The sequence below is a fragment of the Bacillus sp. 491mf genome (genome assembly GCF_900112415.1).
GTDB lineage: Bacteria > Bacillota > Bacilli > Bacillales > Bacillaceae_G > Bacillus_A.
The window spans coordinates 152,372-168,679 of the sequence record NZ_FOLV01000001.1; the positions used below are offsets into that span (position 1 = coordinate 152,372).

At 36.0% G+C, this 16,308-nt stretch carries 20 protein-coding genes; 14 read left to right on the forward strand and 6 right to left on the reverse strand.

The genetic code is table 11. The annotated features are described in order from the left end of the window. Positions 1-3: 3 nt before the first annotated feature. The 4 genes from pdhB (at position 4) to BM211_RS00865 (ending at position 4,194) form a co-directional block, all read left to right on the forward strand. The gene (gene pdhB / locus BM211_RS00850) at positions 4-981 is read left to right on the forward strand and encodes a pyruvate dehydrogenase complex E1 component subunit beta (protein ID WP_035429220.1); all 978 of its coding nucleotides are present in this window, start codon (positions 4-6) and stop codon (positions 979-981) included. A gap of 89 nt (positions 982-1,070) precedes the next feature. Further along, on the forward strand, positions 1,071-2,357 hold the full coding sequence (locus tag BM211_RS00855; protein WP_035429218.1) for a dihydrolipoamide acetyltransferase family protein: 1,287 nt from the start codon (positions 1,071-1,073) through the stop codon (positions 2,355-2,357). Positions 2,358-2,363: 6 nt separating this feature from the next. Then, a complete protein-coding gene (gene lpdA, locus BM211_RS00860; protein WP_035429216.1) occupies positions 2,364-3,776 on the forward strand; it encodes a dihydrolipoyl dehydrogenase in 1,413 nt (470 codons plus the stop codon). A 184-nt stretch (positions 3,777-3,960) separates the two neighbouring features. Then, positions 3,961-4,194 (forward strand): hypothetical protein, encoded by a 234-nt coding sequence (locus tag BM211_RS00865; RefSeq protein WP_035429214.1) that lies wholly within the window; start codon positions 3,961-3,963, stop codon positions 4,192-4,194. On the opposite strand, the gene BM211_RS00870 is transcribed toward BM211_RS00865, so the two are convergent. Next, positions 4,191-4,583, reverse strand: coding sequence for a DUF1885 family protein (locus BM211_RS00870; RefSeq protein ID WP_035429212.1), 393 nt, complete (start codon positions 4,581-4,583; stop codon positions 4,191-4,193). The genes BM211_RS00865 and BM211_RS00870 overlap by 4 nt on opposite strands. Before the next feature lie 131 nt (positions 4,584-4,714). Here BM211_RS00870 and BM211_RS00875 point away from each other — a divergent pair, with 131 nt between their 5' ends. Continuing rightward, positions 4,715-5,011 carry a DUF3055 domain-containing protein gene (locus BM211_RS00875; RefSeq protein WP_035429211.1) on the forward strand — a complete coding sequence of 99 codons (297 nt, stop codon included), beginning with the start codon at positions 4,715-4,717 and terminating at the stop codon, positions 5,009-5,011. A 198-nt stretch (positions 5,012-5,209) separates the two neighbouring features. Continuing rightward, entirely contained in the window at positions 5,210-5,341 is a 132-nt protein-coding gene (locus BM211_RS00880) for a GapA-binding peptide SR1P (protein WP_035429210.1), read from the forward strand. Positions 5,342-5,373: 32 nt separating this feature from the next. Here BM211_RS00880 and BM211_RS00885 read toward each other — a convergent pair whose 3' ends face one another. Both BM211_RS00885 and BM211_RS00890 read right to left on the reverse strand, forming a co-directional pair. Beyond that, positions 5,374-6,204, reverse strand: coding sequence for a protein-glutamine gamma-glutamyltransferase (locus BM211_RS00885; protein WP_035429209.1), 831 nt, complete (start codon positions 6,202-6,204; stop codon positions 5,374-5,376). 291 nt (positions 6,205-6,495) lie between these two features. After that, complete coding sequence (locus BM211_RS00890; protein ID WP_090994627.1) at positions 6,496-7,980, reverse strand: aminotransferase class I/II-fold pyridoxal phosphate-dependent enzyme; 1,485 nt, start codon at positions 7,978-7,980, stop codon at positions 6,496-6,498. A gap of 470 nt (positions 7,981-8,450) precedes the next feature. Here BM211_RS00890 and BM211_RS00895 point away from each other — a divergent pair, with 470 nt between their 5' ends. Beyond that, positions 8,451-8,720 (forward strand): UPF0223 family protein, encoded by a 270-nt coding sequence (locus BM211_RS00895; protein WP_035429206.1) that lies wholly within the window; start codon positions 8,451-8,453, stop codon positions 8,718-8,720. A gap of 82 nt (positions 8,721-8,802) precedes the next feature. Here BM211_RS00895 and BM211_RS00900 read toward each other — a convergent pair whose 3' ends face one another. Further along, positions 8,803-9,429 carry a YktB family protein gene (locus BM211_RS00900; protein WP_035429205.1) on the reverse strand — a complete coding sequence of 209 codons (627 nt, stop codon included), beginning with the start codon at positions 9,427-9,429 and terminating at the stop codon, positions 8,803-8,805. A 207-nt stretch (positions 9,430-9,636) separates the two neighbouring features. Between BM211_RS00900 and BM211_RS00905 the strand changes: the two genes are divergently transcribed. Both BM211_RS00905 and BM211_RS00910 read left to right on the forward strand, forming a co-directional pair. Then, positions 9,637-9,825, forward strand: a complete 189-nt coding sequence (locus BM211_RS00905; RefSeq protein WP_035429204.1) for a hypothetical protein — start codon at positions 9,637-9,639, stop codon at positions 9,823-9,825. A gap of 88 nt (positions 9,826-9,913) precedes the next feature. Further along, positions 9,914-10,702: an inositol monophosphatase family protein gene (locus BM211_RS00910; protein WP_035429203.1), complete on the forward strand. Its 789-nt coding sequence runs from the start codon at positions 9,914-9,916 to the stop codon at positions 10,700-10,702. Between the two features lie 67 nt (positions 10,703-10,769). Here the strand turns inward: BM211_RS00910 and BM211_RS00915 are convergent, their stop codons facing one another. Then, positions 10,770-10,949, reverse strand: a complete 180-nt coding sequence (locus BM211_RS00915) for a DUF5325 family protein (RefSeq protein ID WP_035429202.1) — start codon at positions 10,947-10,949, stop codon at positions 10,770-10,772. A 141-nt stretch (positions 10,950-11,090) separates the two neighbouring features. Between BM211_RS00915 and typA the strand changes: the two genes are divergently transcribed. From typA to BM211_RS00930, 3 genes are all read left to right on the forward strand, one after another. Then, on the forward strand, positions 11,091-12,935 hold the full coding sequence (typA, locus tag BM211_RS00920; RefSeq protein WP_035429200.1) for a translational GTPase TypA: 1,845 nt from the start codon (positions 11,091-11,093) through the stop codon (positions 12,933-12,935). 175 nt (positions 12,936-13,110) lie between these two features. Next, on the forward strand, positions 13,111-13,413 hold the full coding sequence (locus BM211_RS00925; protein WP_035429198.1) for a YlaH-like family protein: 303 nt from the start codon (positions 13,111-13,113) through the stop codon (positions 13,411-13,413). A 14-nt stretch (positions 13,414-13,427) separates the two neighbouring features. Further along, a complete protein-coding gene (locus tag BM211_RS00930) occupies positions 13,428-13,703 on the forward strand; it encodes a hypothetical protein (protein ID WP_035429196.1) in 276 nt (91 codons plus the stop codon). A 142-nt stretch (positions 13,704-13,845) separates the two neighbouring features. Here the strand turns inward: BM211_RS00930 and BM211_RS00935 are convergent, their stop codons facing one another. Further along, positions 13,846-14,046 carry a YlaI family protein gene (locus tag BM211_RS00935; RefSeq protein WP_035429194.1) on the reverse strand — a complete coding sequence of 67 codons (201 nt, stop codon included), beginning with the start codon at positions 14,044-14,046 and terminating at the stop codon, positions 13,846-13,848. A gap of 263 nt (positions 14,047-14,309) precedes the next feature. Between BM211_RS00935 and BM211_RS00940 the strand changes: the two genes are divergently transcribed. Both BM211_RS00940 and BM211_RS00945 read left to right on the forward strand, forming a co-directional pair. Further along, the gene (locus tag BM211_RS00940) at positions 14,310-14,765 is read left to right on the forward strand and encodes a pyridoxamine 5'-phosphate oxidase family protein (RefSeq protein WP_035429193.1); all 456 of its coding nucleotides are present in this window, start codon (positions 14,310-14,312) and stop codon (positions 14,763-14,765) included. Between the two features lie 167 nt (positions 14,766-14,932). Beyond that, on the forward strand, positions 14,933-16,261 hold the full coding sequence (locus BM211_RS00945; RefSeq protein ID WP_035429192.1) for a PhoH family protein: 1,329 nt from the start codon (positions 14,933-14,935) through the stop codon (positions 16,259-16,261). Positions 16,262-16,308 lie beyond the last annotated feature (47 nt).

Genomic DNA, 16,308 nt, shown 5'->3' on the forward strand with positions numbered 1-16,308 from the left:
GCCATGGCTCAAATGACAATGATTCAAGCAATCACTGATGCTTTACGCGTTGAAATGAAAAACGATCCTAACGTACTTGTGTTTGGTGAAGACGTTGGTGTAAACGGCGGTGTATTCCGTGCTACTGAAGGATTACAAGCTGAATTTGGTGAAGACCGTGTAATGGATACTCCACTTGCAGAGTCTGGTATCGGTGGACTTGCAATCGGTTTAGCATTAGAAGGCTTCCGTCCAGTTCCTGAAATCCAATTCTTCGGTTTCGTATACGAAGTAATTGATTCTATTTCTGGTCAATTGGCTCGTCTACGTTACCGTTCTGGTGGACGTTGGACTGCTCCAGTTACAATTCGTTCTCCATTTGGTGGCGGCGTTCATACACCAGAATTACATGCTGACAGCTTAGAAGGATTAATGACACAACAACCAGGTTTAAAAGTTGTAATTCCATCTACTCCATATGATGCGAAAGGTCTTTTAATCTCTGCAATTCGTGACAACGATCCAGTTGTATACTTAGAGCATATGAAATTATACCGTTCTTTCCGTCAAGAAGTGCCAGAAGGCGAATACACAATTGAACTTGGTAAAGCTGATGTGAAACGTGAAGGTACAGATGTATCTGTTATCACATATGGTGCAATGGTACATGCTGCATTAAAAGCTGCTGAAGAACTTGAAAAAGAAGGTATCTCTTTAGAGGTTGTGGACTTACGTACAGTTCAACCATTAGATATCGAAACAATTATCGCTTCTGTTGAAAAAACAGGTCGTGTTGTAGTAGTTCAAGAAGCTCAAAAACAAGCTGGTATTGCAGCTAACGTTGTAGCGGAAATCAATGACCGTGCAATCTTAAACTTAGAAGCTCCAGTTGTACGTGTTGCAGCTGCTGATACAATCTTCCCATTCTCTCAAGCTGAGAGCGTATGGTTACCAAACCACAAAGATATTGTTGAGGCTGTTAACAAAGTAATGAACTTCTAATTTGAGTTTTATGTGCAAAGGAAGTCAGCACATGCTGATTTCTTTTGCAATTTCCAATAATAATGATAAGAATCAGGGGGCTGAATTCCGTGGCATTTGAATTTAAACTACCAGACATCGGTGAAGGTATCCACGAAGGTGAAATCGTAAAATGGTTTATTAAAGTAGGCGATGAAGTAAACGAAGATGATGTACTTCTTGAAGTACAAAATGATAAAGCAGTTGTAGAAATTCCTTCTCCAGTTAAAGGGAAAGTACTTGACATTCTTGTAGAAGAAGGTACAGTAGCAGTAGTAGGAGATACTTTAATTAAGTTCGACGCTCCTGGCTATGAAAACCTTAAGTTTAAGGGTGACGATCATGACGAAGCTCCAAAAGCTGAAGAAGTAAAAGAAGAAGCTCCGGCAGCAGCGGCTACTCCAGCAGCAACTGAAGAAGTAGCTAATGAGCGCGTAATTGCTATGCCATCTGTTCGTAAACATGCACGTGAAAAAGGCGTAGACATTCGTCTAGTAGCTGGTACTGGTAAAAACGGACGTGTTGTAAAAGCTGACATCGACGCATTTGCAAACGGTGGACAAGCAGCAGTAGCACAAACAGAAGCTCCAGTGGCGGCAGAAGCTCCAGCAGCGAAAGAAGAAGCTCCAAAAGCACAACCAATTCCAGCTGGTGAATACCCAGAAACTCGTGAGAAAATGAGCGGTATCCGTAAAGCGATTGCAAAAGCAATGGTTAACTCTAAACATACAGCTCCTCACGTAACATTAATGGACGAAGTAGATGTAACAGAACTTGTTGCTCACCGTAAGAAGTTCAAAGCTGTTGCAGCAGAAAAAGGTATTAAATTAACTTACCTTCCATACGTTGTAAAAGCGTTAACATCTGCGTTACGTGAATACCCAATGTTGAACACTTCTTTAGACGATGCATCTTCAGAAATCGTTCATAAACATTACTTCAACATCGGTATCGCAGCTGATACAGACAAAGGTCTATTAGTACCAGTTGTTAAAGATACAGATCGCAAATCTATCTTCACAATCTCTAACGAGATCAATGAACTTGCTGGTAAAGCACGTGAAGGTCGCTTAGCTCCAGCAGAGATGAAAGGTGCATCTTGCACAATTACAAACATTGGTTCTGCAGGCGGACAATGGTTCACTCCAGTTATTAACCACCCAGAAGTAGCAATCCTTGGTATCGGCCGTATTGCTGAGAAACCAGTTGTGAAAAACGGTGAAATCGTTGCAGCTCCAGTATTAGCATTATCTTTAAGCTTTGATCATCGCTTAATCGACGGTGCAACAGCTCAGAAAGCATTAAACCAAATTAAACGTCTATTAAACGACCCACAATTATTAGTAATGGAGGCGTAATAAACAATGGTAGTAGGAGATTTCCCAATTGAATTAGATACAGTCGTTGTTGGTGCAGGTCCTGGTGGATATGTTGCAGCAATTCGTGCAGCACAATTAGGACAAAAAGTAGCTATTATTGAAAAAGCTAACCTTGGTGGTGTTTGCTTAAACGTTGGATGTATTCCTTCTAAAGCATTAATTAATGCAGGTCATCGTTATGAGAATGCAAAACATTCTGATGACATGGGTATTACTGCAGAAAACGTAAAAGTTGACTTCACAAAAGTTCAAGAATGGAAAAACGGCGTAGTTAAGAAATTAACTGGCGGTGTAGAAGGCCTTCTAAAAGGTAATAAAGTTGAAATCATTCGCGGTGAAGCTTACTTCGTAGATGCAAACACATTACGCGTAATGACTGAAGAAGCAGCACAAACATATACGTTTAAAAATGCTGTTCTTGCAACAGGTTCTACACCAATTGAAATTCCTGGATTCAAATACTCTAAACGCGTTCTTAACTCAACTGGTGCTCTAAGCTTACCAGAAATTCCGAAAAAGCTTGTTGTAATCGGTGGCGGTTACATCGGTATGGAATTAGGTACTGCATATGCAAACTTCGGTACAGAAGTTACAGTATTAGAAGCTGGCGATGAAATTTTAGCTGGTTTCGAAAAAGCAATGAGCCAAGTTGTAAAACGTGCACTTCAGAAAAAAGGCAACGTAACAATCCATACAAAAGCTATGGCTAAAGGCGTTGAAGAAACTGAAAACGGCGTAAAAGTTAGCTTCGAAGTAAAAGGCGAAGTACAAACTGTTGATGCTGATTATGTATTAGTAACTGTAGGTCGTCGTCCAAATACGCAAGAAATCGGTCTTGAGCAAGTTGGAATTAAAATGACTGACCGTGGCGTAATCGAAATCGATGAGCAATGCCGTACAAATGTACCAAACATCTATGCAATTGGTGATATCGTTCCTGGACCACCATTAGCTCATAAAGCTTCTTATGAAGGTAAAGTAGCTGTTGAAGCAATTAGCGGTCATGCATCAGCAATCGATTACATCGGAATTCCAGCAGTATGCTTTACTGATCCAGAATTAGCATCTGTTGGTTATACGAAAAAACAAGCAGAAGAAGCTGGAATGACAGTAGCAGTTTCTAAATTCCCATTCGCTGCTAACGGACGTGCATTATCATTAAACAGCACAGACGGTTTCGTACAGCTTGTAACTCGTAAAGAAGATGGTCTTATTGTAGGTGCACAAGTTGCAGGTGCAGGCGCTTCTGATATTATTTCTGAGCTTGGTTTAGCTATCGAAGCTGGAATGACAGCTGAAGATATCGCTCAAACAATTCATGCTCATCCAACATTAGGTGAAATCACAATGGAAGCAGCTGAAGTTGCTCTTGGAATGCCAATTCACATTGTAAAATAATGATAAATAAAAACAACCGCCTCCTATATATTAGGAGGCGGTTGTTTTTATTTGGAAAAGAAATATGATAATGAAAATAATAAACCAATTTGCTTCTTCTGCCAGTTTCCTCATATATATGTAATGATTTCTTTTAGCGCCCATATATTATAATACAATAGGACGTGTGAAAGGAGGCAACAGCATGAAAATAGCTTTTGTTGCTTTGTTTCATTTTATTATATGGGGTGCATTTTCCGTTGTGTTATTGTTATCAAGTCGCGATAAATTGCATTACAAAGTACTGCTCTTTTTTGTGTTTTTTTATTTGGCTTATGTTATTGCCAATATGATGTTGCACTCCAGGAAAGAGGCAATTTTATTCACTATTACTAATAGCCTTCTCTTTTTTATGAGTAAGTTACTTTTTTTTAGTTAACGTTTATAAAAGTACATTGTTCTTCCGTTAAAGAGCTGTAATTCTCCTTCTAATTTCTTTGCTAAAAATCTGCAAAATTCATTAGCTTTTCCTTTATCTCCAAAGGTTGCAGTAGATGGTAATGTAATTTGTATAAAAGATTGTTCGTTTTCAATTCCTATTCCTACATAAATAGAGTGATAGCGTTCATGATTAGATTTTAAACAAAGTGTTGTATCTGAAGTATCAACCATTTCATATGGAAAGGCAGTGTTTGCGTATGAAAAGCCGAGTTGTTGACCTGTTTGAGCTGTAATTGTTTTATAGTAATGAAATAGTTGTTTAACATCGTCTAGAGAAATAGATTGCTGTTTTGAATTTGGGACGAGTTTAATGACTGCATCTTGCATAATAAACCTCCTAAGGACATAATATATTACTATTTTAACATTGTTGTAAATTTTTTGACAATTAAAAGGGATCTTGCTTTTTTTGTTTAATATATACATTGTGGATAAATCAAGAAGAAAGGAGAGGGACAATGTTTGAGAAATTATATGATGAACATGAAAATACAAAAGTCCGCTTTCTTGGTTTTATGACAAATGAGACACGGTATGATTTTGGTGTGGTGTACACAACTATGTTTTTTGGTAAACCACTTGTTGTTTGTATGCAAACTGGTCGAGCAACTCTCCTTGGACAGGATGATATTGAAAATGTGCACCATTTACAAGATGTCTTTAAACTAAAAACGAGTGAAGAGGCAACAGATCTTGCGCAGTTTTTTAAATTTCTATTGCCACCTACTTCTGTGCATGCTGAATATGAGGAATAATTGTGTCAAAGCAGTCGTAATAATAAATATACGGCTGCTTATTATTTATAAATGTTTCATACTAATGAAATTAAAAAATAATTAATATGTCACAATCAAAACTATTGACTAAAAAAGTATAACATATTAAAATAAAGACAGAAAGTTAAGCGGTTACAAAAAATTCTTAGGAATTACAATATTAGGAGGAATTTAAAAATGGGAACTATCGTATGTCAAATTTGTGAGAACACAATTGCGCATTTTGAGGATGAAAAAGTAACAGTATTATACGGAAAATGCGGTTCTAACTGTGAGTGTGAGCATAAAGAACATACTAAAGCCCAATAAATATAAAAACGCCTGCATGTGCAGGCGTTTTTTTAGTGGATTGAAGTCGTGTGACCAATTGTTGCAATAATTGCATCGTCTCGGATGGGAATGAGTTCGATTTCTGTTTGCATTTTCTTTGTAGAGGCAAATTGGCTCATCATCCGACTGTCTATCCGTGTTAGAAAATCTGTTAAATATGCTGTTAAAAAAGCGAAAGGAATACGTCGTTGATTGAGTGCATCAATAATTTGACTTTCTGTTTTTACACCGACACCGTGCCCATAAAAAAAGAAATTTCCTAAATAAATTGCATTCTCTCCTTGCCATTCAATTGTCGCTGGGTTCACTTGTGGGTTTTTAAAATAAACAAGGTCACCAGGAACAATTTCTCCGCCTGTTTTTGTAGTGAGCTTTAAATCCTTATCATAGTCCCATGTATATAAGTAAAGATTTGCAAATAAACGATTAAACGTTTCTTCGTCATACAATGCTAACAGTGATTTATAGAAGATAATAATCATTGCAGTTGCACATTCTGTTCCATATTTTTTGCCGTTTAGAAAAATATCACGAATAGCAAAAGAGGGTAACACATTAGGGCGAAGCTGAAAGCCACCTAAATGCGTTCTTTCCCAAAATTTAGGATTACAGAAAGATTGCTTAAATGTGCGAAATTGTAACCCGCTGTTAAATAACTCTAAAGCAGAAGTAATGATATGAACACGGACATTTATATCAAAAGCTAACTCATGTAATGATTGGAAATTGTATACTTCATGATTTCCAGTCATAATTTCTAAAATTTGTTGTTTTTCCGAATAGAAAGGTTCGTTTTCATTTTTTATATATGGATGTACAATGGAGCGGCCAATTACAATCATAAAATCCCACCTATATGTTTACATTCTTTTGATTTTGAATTAAAGGGCGATGAGGCTCTCAGCTAAGAGGGAGTTAAAGTCTAATTGATTCTCATCTACTAGGCCTTTGTGATTGCCGGGAGAGAACTGTCCGTAAGATCTTGATTGAGCAGGCTTTCGCCTTATAGAAGTTTTACATTATATCGTATGAATAGGCGAATAAAGGGTGCATAGGAAAAATAATATGAAGGCTGGGAGAGGAGTATTTATAAATGAAAAATCCCACTCCAAAGATATGAAGTGGGAAGGAAGTTATTTGCTAATTGCTTTATATTCTTTAATGACACGTAAAGTTTGCAATGTCATGTCTTCAGGACCTTGTACTGGTAATCCTGCTTCTAAATTCTTTTGAATATAGTCTAAATTTTCTTGTGTAATAATTTCACCAGGAGTAAAAATTGGAATACCTGGTGGATAGACCATAACGAAATCTGCTATAATGCGGCCAGCAGCTTCTGCAAAAGGAACAACTTCTGTTTCAGAATAAAAGGCATCGCGCGGAGATAGCGCAAGTACAGGGATTTCTGGAATATCTACTTGCATTTGAACACCTTTTTCTGCTCTATGTTTAAAGGTTGCTGATAATTCATGCAGAGCGCGTACTAGTAAATTTGTTTCATCTTCTGTATCCCCAAGTGTAACAAGACACAGAATGTTATATAAATCGGAAAGCTCAACCTCTATATTATAATGCTCTCTTAACCATAATTCTGCATCATGCCCTGTAATTCCCAATTCTTTTATAGAAATAATAAGCTTTGTTGGATCATAGTCAAAAGTTGCATCGGTTCCTAGCAGTTCTTTACCAGGACAATATAGGTGTTCAATTTCATTTACTTGCTCTCGAACTTCTTCTGCTAATTGAATAGTTTTCGTAATAAGTTCTCGTCCTTCTGTTGCTAGACGCTTTCTTGCAACATCAAGTGAAGCTAATAAAATATAAGATGTTGAAGTCGTTGTAAGCATACTAATAATCGATTGAACATGCTTTACGTTTACAAGCCCTTCTCTTACATTTAAAACAGAACTTTGTGTTAATGAGCCACCTAGTTTGTGAACACTTGTTGCAGCCATATCAGCGCCAGCCTGCATTGCTGACATTGGCATTTCGTCATGAAAATGAATATGAACACCATGGGCTTCATCCACTAGTACTGGCATATTGTATGAATGTACTAACTTTACAATTTGCTCTAAGTCAGCTGCAAAACCAAAATATGTTGGATTAATGACAAGTAGTCCTTTTGCATCTGGATGTTCTTCAAGCGCTTTTTTTACAGAAGGAATTGTAATTCCGTGTGAAATTCCTAATGTTGGATCAATTTCTGGATGAATAAAAATTGGTTTTGCGCCTGAGAAAATAATCGCTGACATAATAGATTTATGAACATTTCGCGGTACAAGAATTTTATCTCCAGGACCACAAACGCTCATCACCATTGTCATAATTGCACCACTTGTTCCTTGGACAGAAAAAAATGTATGATCAGCGCCGAAAGCTTTTGCTGCTAAATCTTGAGCATGCTTAATCATACCTTTTGGATGATGTAAATCATCGAGTGGTGCAATATTAATTAAATCAATTGATAATGCGTTATGCCCAATAAATTCGCGGAATTCAGGATCCATTCCTTGTCCTTTTTTATGACCTGGAATATGAAATTGAACTGGATTTCGCTTGCTGTGCTCTCTTAAAGCAGTAAACAATGGTGTTTCGTATTGGGACAATCTATACACCCCTTCTTTTTTTATTAATATTTATTAGTTTTGTTTTATGTTTATCCTGTTCGACTAATCAATAGCAGAAGAGAAATTCTCACTACTATTTGAAGTATCCCTTTATGTTCTATAAAACAAAAGCATTATATCACCTATAGGAGAAGATGTATATAAAAATAATAATGGTAATTATTATTTTTAAGTTGGCAGGCTCAAGCGTAAAAAATGAATTACTGGATTGATAAAAATTTAAGGATAGAGTATCAACGAATGAAGCTTGAGCAAAATAAGTGACGGAAAGAGTGAGGTATATGCACATGAACAGATTATATTTTTTACTGAATTCAAGAAAAATATCATTGATGAGATTACGGATTGGTAAAGAAAACGATTCGTGAAGAAGCATTCAGGTGGAAGTTTCACTTTATCTCGCGTATGATAATGAAGAAGAATAAATTAGAGTGAACTGGAATAGATGAGGTGTTATTATGGAATATCAATATCCAATTAATTATGATTGGTCAACAGAAGAAATGGTTGCAGTAATAAAATTTTATGAAGCGATTGAACAAGCTTATGAAAAAGGGTTGAAAAGAGAAAATTTAATGGGCTTGTATCGTCATTTTAAAGAAATTGTGCCTGGAAAAGCAGAAGAAAAGAAAATCGACAAAGAATTCCAAGAGGTGAGTGGTTATTCCATTTATCGCACAATTCAAAAGGCGAAAGATTTACAGGAAGAAGATATTGTTAAAATGTAAAAATTTTTTGAAAAATAAAAAATGAAGTGTTATAATGGGATAACAACTAAAAACGGACAATACAAATATTGTCCGTTTTGCTTTATCGATTACAAATTTTATATAAAGGAAGGAGTGAGAACATCGTTGTTTCAATTTTTCCGATGAATTGTTCGTCAGTAAGATTTGTAAATTCTTCTGGAGAAATGTGAATTCCTACTAATAATTCTGCTTTTTTAACAGTTCCTAACCGCTCAATCATTGTTTGTAGCTCTTCTAATTGAAGAGTGCTATGTAATTTTACATCAGACTTAGTATGGTCAATGGACCAAACGAAATCATTTGGTATATTTGTTTTTAAATCATTTAAATGCTTTAAAAAGGCATGAGCCGCTTCCATTTTTTGTGGGCACTCATAAATTAATCCAAAGTATATAAAAGCATGTGTTCCCCATAGTCCAATTTGAAAATGAGGTAGCATTTTATATCCGCGTTTATTTGTTGAAAATGCAACCCAAGTATCGTTTGGTGGATTGACTTTACGACGTGCATGTTTCGCGACATGATAGAAAAAAGGTTCACTAGTCTCATTTGTTAAGAAATGAGACAATTGTTCACCGAGAGCTTCTAACTTCGGATGAACGTTCGTTTTAATTGCAGCCATTCTTTCTTCTAAACCATCTACTGAGAACACAGCAAAGTCTTTTTCTTTGAAAGTTTTTGATGTCATGGTAGTTCCTCCAACTCCTAGTTTGTTTTTATTCTAACATAGCTCGTACAATTCATAAAAAAAGACGCTTATAAAAAAATTTGAGATAAAAATTCAAATTAGTTGCATAGATGATTTATCCCACATAATATAGTATAAAACAAAAAATCAGAAAATTAGGTAAATTCAAGTCGAGGGCAAACGAATATTGGGAGGGGGCAAACGAATATGAGACAGGTAATTAATGCATTAAAAAGAACAGATGCGGAGAAGAGAATTCCGGTGTTACGTTTAGAATTAGATTACGAATTAGCAACCCTATATGATGCGATGATGGAAAATGATGACATGAAAAAAGAGGAGTGTATGAAAAAATTAGAAGTGTTAAGACTTGAAATGATCCGTTTAGAGGCGTAATAATAGTGTATGTATAAAAAATAAGTTGGTGCGAACCTTATAAAGGGTTCGTTTTTTCTGTGAATCGTACAGATCGGAGTGTTTAAAAATGCAAGAGGTATGGGAAGAAATTGATGCATACGCAAAACAATGGATAAAAGAAGCGGGGCAGTACCTTATTTCATCAATGAAGCAGTCTCTTATTATTGAAACGAAGTCAAATGCCTCTGATTTAGTAACAAATATGGATCGAGAAATTGAACAATTTTTTATTGGGAAAGTGAAAGAAATATTTCCTAAACACTATATTCTCGGAGAAGAAGGATATGGCGATGATTTGGCTTCAACGGATGGGGTTTTGTGGTTAATTGATCCAATTGATGGCACGATGAATTTTGTTCATCAAAAGCGGAATTTTGCAATTTCAATTGGTATATATGAGAATGGTATTGGGAAAATTGGCCTCGTATATGACCCAGTTCATGATGAGTTATATCATGCGAAAAAGGGTGTTGGAGCATTTTGTAATGAAATAAAAATTCCATCATTACAGCCGGGTGAAATATCTTCAGGCGTTATTGCTGTAAATGCAACGTGGCTTACCGATAACTCTCGTCTTGATATGAGGAAAATGGCACAGCTTGTAAAAAAAGCAAGAGGAACACGTTCGTACGGTTGTGCAGCGTTGGAAATGGTATATGTGGCAACAGGAAGATTAGATGCATATGTGACGCCTCGTTTGTCTCCATGGGATTTTGGTGGAGGGAAAATTATTGTAGAAGAGGTTGGAGGAAAAGTAACGACATTTACTGGAGAGTCGCTTCGAATTATTGAGAAGAGCAGCGTTCTGGTTGCAAGACCAGGTGTGTATGAAGAGATGCTACAATATGTACAGTAAGTGTATAAAATCCATAGAATAAACAAAAAAGTAAGAGGCAGAGAAAATCGCTTCTTACTTTTTGTTGTTATTGTAGTTTACGCATTTTTCTTTTTGTTATAAAGCCGTATCCGATTGTAAAGATCGTACCAATGATACAAATAATTACACCAATCGGGCTATTCTCAGCAATCATAATTCCAATGCCAATCATAAAAATAACACCAATGATAGCTGTTAATAAAAAACGATACTGAATCTGTTCCATATATTTCACCCTCCATTTTTATTGTACTTTCACAAAAGTGAGAATACAACTATATTTTCATTCTTGATTTTATTTTGATTGCTATTGTATCCCCTTCGCTCTTATAATAGAAAAGGATTAAAAAGACACTAGGAGTTGGACATGTTGAAAAAACGAGAAGATTTACGAAATATAGCAATTATCGCCCACGTTGACCATGGTAAAACAACACTTGTTGACCAATTGTTACGTCAAGCGGGGACGTTCCGTGCAAATGAGCACGTTGAAGAACGCGCAATGGACTCAAATGATTTAGAAAGAGAACGCGGTATTACTATTTTAGCAAAAAATACAGCGATTCATTATGAAGATAAAAGAATTAACATTTTAGATACACCTGGACATGCTGACTTCGGTGGTGAAGTAGAACGTATCATGAAAATGGTTGATGGTGTTTTACTTGTTGTTGATGCATATGAAGGTTGTATGCCACAAACACGATTTGTGTTAAAGAAAGCACTTGAGCAAAACTTAACTCCAATCGTTGTTGTAAACAAAATTGACCGTGACTTTGCTCGTCCAGACGAAGTAGTTGATGAAGTAATCGACTTATTCATTGAACTTGGTGCAAACGAAAATCAATTAGAGTTCCCTGTTGTATTTGCTTCAGCAATGAACGGAACAGCGAGCTTAGATTCAAATCCAGCAAACCAAGAAGAGAATATGAAATCATTATTTGATACAATTATTGAGCATATTCCAGCACCAATCGATAACAGTGAAGAGCCACTTCAATTCCAAGTAGCACTTCTTGATTATAATGATTATGTAGGTCGTATCGGAGTTGGTCGTATATTCCGCGGTACAATGAAAGTAGGACAACAAGTTGCATTAATGAAGGTTGATGGAAGTGTAAAACAATTCCGTGTAACAAAATTATTTGGTTACATGGGATTAAAACGTCAAGAAATTGAAGAAGCAAAAGCTGGAGACTTAGTAGCTGTTTCAGGTATGGAAGACATTAACGTTGGTGAAACGGTATGTCCAGTTGAACATCAAGAGGCATTGCCGTTATTACGTATTGATGAGCCGACACTACAAATGACATTCCTTGTAAATAACAGTCCATTTGCAGGTCGTGAAGGTAAGTATATTACATCTCGTAAAATTGAAGAACGTCTTCGTTCACAGTTAGAAACAGATGTGAGCTTACGTGTAGATAATACAGAATCTCCTGATGCATGGATTGTATCTGGACGCGGAGAATTACATTTATCAATCTTAATCGAAAACATGCGCCGTGAAGGATACGAATTACAAGTGTCAAAACCAGAAGTAATTATTAAAGAAGTTGATGGTGTAAGATGTGAGCCTGTAGAGCGCGTACAAATCGATGTGCCTGAAGAATACACTGGTTCTATTATGGAATCAATGGGTGCACGTAAAGGTGAAATGTTAGACATGGTGAATAATGGAAATGGTCAAGTTCGCCTTACTTTCATGGTTCCAGCACGTGGTTTAATTGGTTACACGACAGAATTCCTAACATTAACTCGTGGTTATGGTATTTTAAACCATACATTCGATTGCTACCAACCAGTACATGCTGGACAAGTTGGTGGACGTCGTCAAGGTGTTCTTGTTTCACTTGAAGCAGGAAAAGCATCACAATACGGTATTATGCAAGTTGAAGATCGCGGTGTAATCTTCGTTGAACCAGGTACAGAAGTATATGCTGGTATGATTGTTGGAGAACATACACGTGAGAATGATTTAACGGTTAACGTTGTAAAAATGAAACAACAAACTAACATTCGTTCTGCGACGAAAGATCAAACTTCAACAATGAAAAAACCACGCTTAATGACTTTAGAAGAGTCATTAGAGTACTTAAACGATGATGAGTTCTGTGAAGTAACTCCAGAATCAATTCGTCTTCGTAAAAAGATTCTTGATAAGAGTGAGCGCGAAAGAGCTGCTAAGAAAAAGAAATCTGTAGAAGCTTAAGTAATGTAGGGCTGCCTTTTAATAAAAGGCAGCTTTTTTATCGTGAATATTTTTTGAAAATTTGTTCTTTTTTGTGGACAGTACTTTTTTTGCAGGGTACTCTTATAGTAAGTAAATTGGAAATGAATATAGAAGGAGTTGTTATTCATCTGCGTGAGTAAGGGGGAGAAATGTAGTGCTTGAAAAAATGTCATTTTTTGCGAAGTTGTACAATGTAGATGTCAATCCAGAAGTGGGAATGTGGCTTCTTTACGGTACAATTATTATATTCAGCATTATTGTTTATAATTTAGGATTTGCTAGAAAGTTATCGTTGTTAAAGAATGTAGTAATCTATACTGTACTAATGCTTGGTTGCACTATTTTAACTTTTTTTGCTGTTTTTCTGCCTGTAGGAGAAGGGCTTGTTGTAGCGATTCTTATACTTAGTATGTATAAACTACGTTTACGGCAAGCGAAACATTCAAAAGCAGGTTAAAAGGGGGATGGAAGGTGCGTTCTGTTCAAGATGCATTATATAATTGGTTAACGATTAAAGTTGTTGCGGAGGCTCGTCCGTCTGATGAAGCTGCTCAAGAAACATATATGCTTTTTCATAATATGTTACATGAAGATCATCAATTACAACATGTTACAGTAGAAAGAAAGGAAGATATGTATGTTGTTACATATGAAAGAGAAGGGGAAAAAAAATCAGTTCGGTTTCCGCTTGAGCTCATTGATTGTTTTTTAGAACAGATAAACCGTGAGCCAGAGAAATATAAATAAGCCCTCATCCTTTGAGGGCTTATTTATACGTTACAATTATGTACAGTATTCTATAATATAATAGATAGCTAAAAAACTGCTGTATAGCGATGGTTGTTTTATTGCTATCTATGTTCAAATGGATGATATCGCCATTAACGGATTACCATTCATCGTCAACTGTTTTATCACGATATAACCGAAAATTTCCTGTTGCTTGTCGTTCTAAAGTACGTTCTGCAATTCGATCTGTACATTGCTTACACATAAATGTATGAATAGGACGATTGCGAAGCCGCTTCGCTACTGGATCTTCGTCATTTAAACTGTCTACTTTATCGCAAAGAATACATTTGACTCTCATTTTGTCACCTCAGCACAAGTTCTATCTTACTTTAGTATATCATGTACCTTAGAAGTTTTTGAACTACAGAAGAAAAAATAAATATTTCCGCAATTCAAAAAATAAGTTATTATATAAGTGAAACTACTATCAACGTTGTATGTGAATTTTGTTGATGGTTAGTTGAATCAAGTTGGCAGACCTCTTTTTTCGTTTGTTACAGTCTTGTGGTAGGAAGTACTTGTTTAAGCGAAATCAATATAGATGGTTATGGAGGTGCAAGCATGGCAAATATAGTAGAACTAACATTAACAGATGCTTTAGTGAAGGCGTTACGTGAAGAACGTATTGTAACAATTGCAACGACTGATTTTGAGAAAGGTGTTCCCAACGTAAGTGCAATTTCATGGGTATATGCAATGGATGAAAAAGTTATTCGTTTTGCAGTGGACCAACGCTCTCGTATTGTAGAGAATTTGCGTCATCACGCAGGACTTGTTCTTACTGTTATGGCAAATGAATCCATATATTCTATAAGTGGTGAAGCGATTATAAAAGCAGAACGGATAGAAGGTGTTCCGTTGAAATTAACTTTAATTGAAGTTTCTGTGCAAGAAGTACGTGACGTAATGTTTTATGGTGCAAAACTTGCTATTGAACCGAAATATGAAAAAACATACGATCTTCGCGCTGCAGAAAAATTAGATAACCAAGTTTCATCAGCGATGAAGGATGCGTGAAAAAGGATGGGCAGTAAGGAAAGTTGTTCATTCTTTTTCTTTATATTTAAAATGATTTCTATTCTACCTTGTTTGTACAGTACATATAATTATAACAATGGTTCGTCCATATCCATGGATGAAACCCTTGTTCTACAAATTTCATAGTGGAGTCAGGGGGTAACAGGTTGGGGAAAATTTATGTGCTAGATACGAATGTGCTTTTGCAGGACCCATTATCTATTTTTTCTTTTGAAAAAAATGATGTAGTCATTCCAGCTGTTGTGTTAGAGGAAGTAGATTCAAAGAAACGATATATGGATGAAGTTGGAAGGAATGCGCGTTATGTATCAAAGCTAATAGATAAATTTCGTGAACTTGGCAAATTACATGATAGCATTCCTCTTGAAAATGGAGGGACGTTTCGAATTGAGTTAAATCATCGTTCGTTCGTTCAATTACAAGATATTTTTGTAGAGAAAACAAATGATAATCGTATATTAGCTGTGGCCAAAAATTTATCATTAGAAGAGCAAGAAAAAGAAAATGGGAAAACTGTCATCCTTGTGAGTAAAGATGTACTTGTAAGAGTAAAAGCTGATGCTCTAGGATTACAAGCCGAAGATTATTTGAGTGATCGTGTTACGGAAGTTGAAAATATATATACAGGCTTCTTAGAGTATTACATACAAAAAGAGATTTTAAATCTTTTTTATGAAAAAGGGGAGCTTCCTCTTTCTGAAATTGCGAATCATCCGTTTTATCCCAATCAATTTATTGTAATGAAAGATGCTTTAGGTGGATCAAGTTCGGCTCTTGGGATTGTGGATCCTTTGGGGAAAAAGATTAAAAAGCTTATTTTTCCAAATGATCAGATTTGGGGAATTCGTCCTCGAAATGTGCAACAAATTATGGGGATGGAATTGTTGTTACGTGAAGACATTCCTCTTGTAACATTGACCGGAAAAGCTGGAACGGGGAAAACATTATTAGCATTAGCTGCGGGACTTATGCAAACAGAAGATTTGGGAATGTATAAAAAGTTACTTGTAGCAAGGCCTATTGTTCCAGTTGGAAAAGATATTGGATATTTACCAGGAGAGAAAGAAGAAAAGTTAAGACCTTGGATGCAGCCTATTTATGATAATTTGGAGTATTTGTTTAATACGAAAAAGCCTGGAGAATTAGATGCAATTTTAGCGGGAATGGGTTCAATTGAAGTGGAAGCTTTAACATATATTCGCGGACGGAGTATTCCAGAGCAGTTTATTATTATTGATGAAGCACAAAATTTAACAAAACATGAAGTGAAAACAATTTTAACACGTGTTGGCGAGAGAAGTAAAATTGTTTTAATGGGAGATCCACAGCAAATTGATCATCCATATTTAGATGAATATAATAATGGTTTAACATATGTGGTAGAGAAGTTTAAAGAACAAAAAATTAGTGGGCATGTGAAGTTTGTAAAAGGTGAGCGCTCTAATTTAGCACAACTAGCGGCGGATTTATTGTAGGAAAGAGTGGCGTTAAGCCACTCTTAATTGTTTTCTATAAACAATAA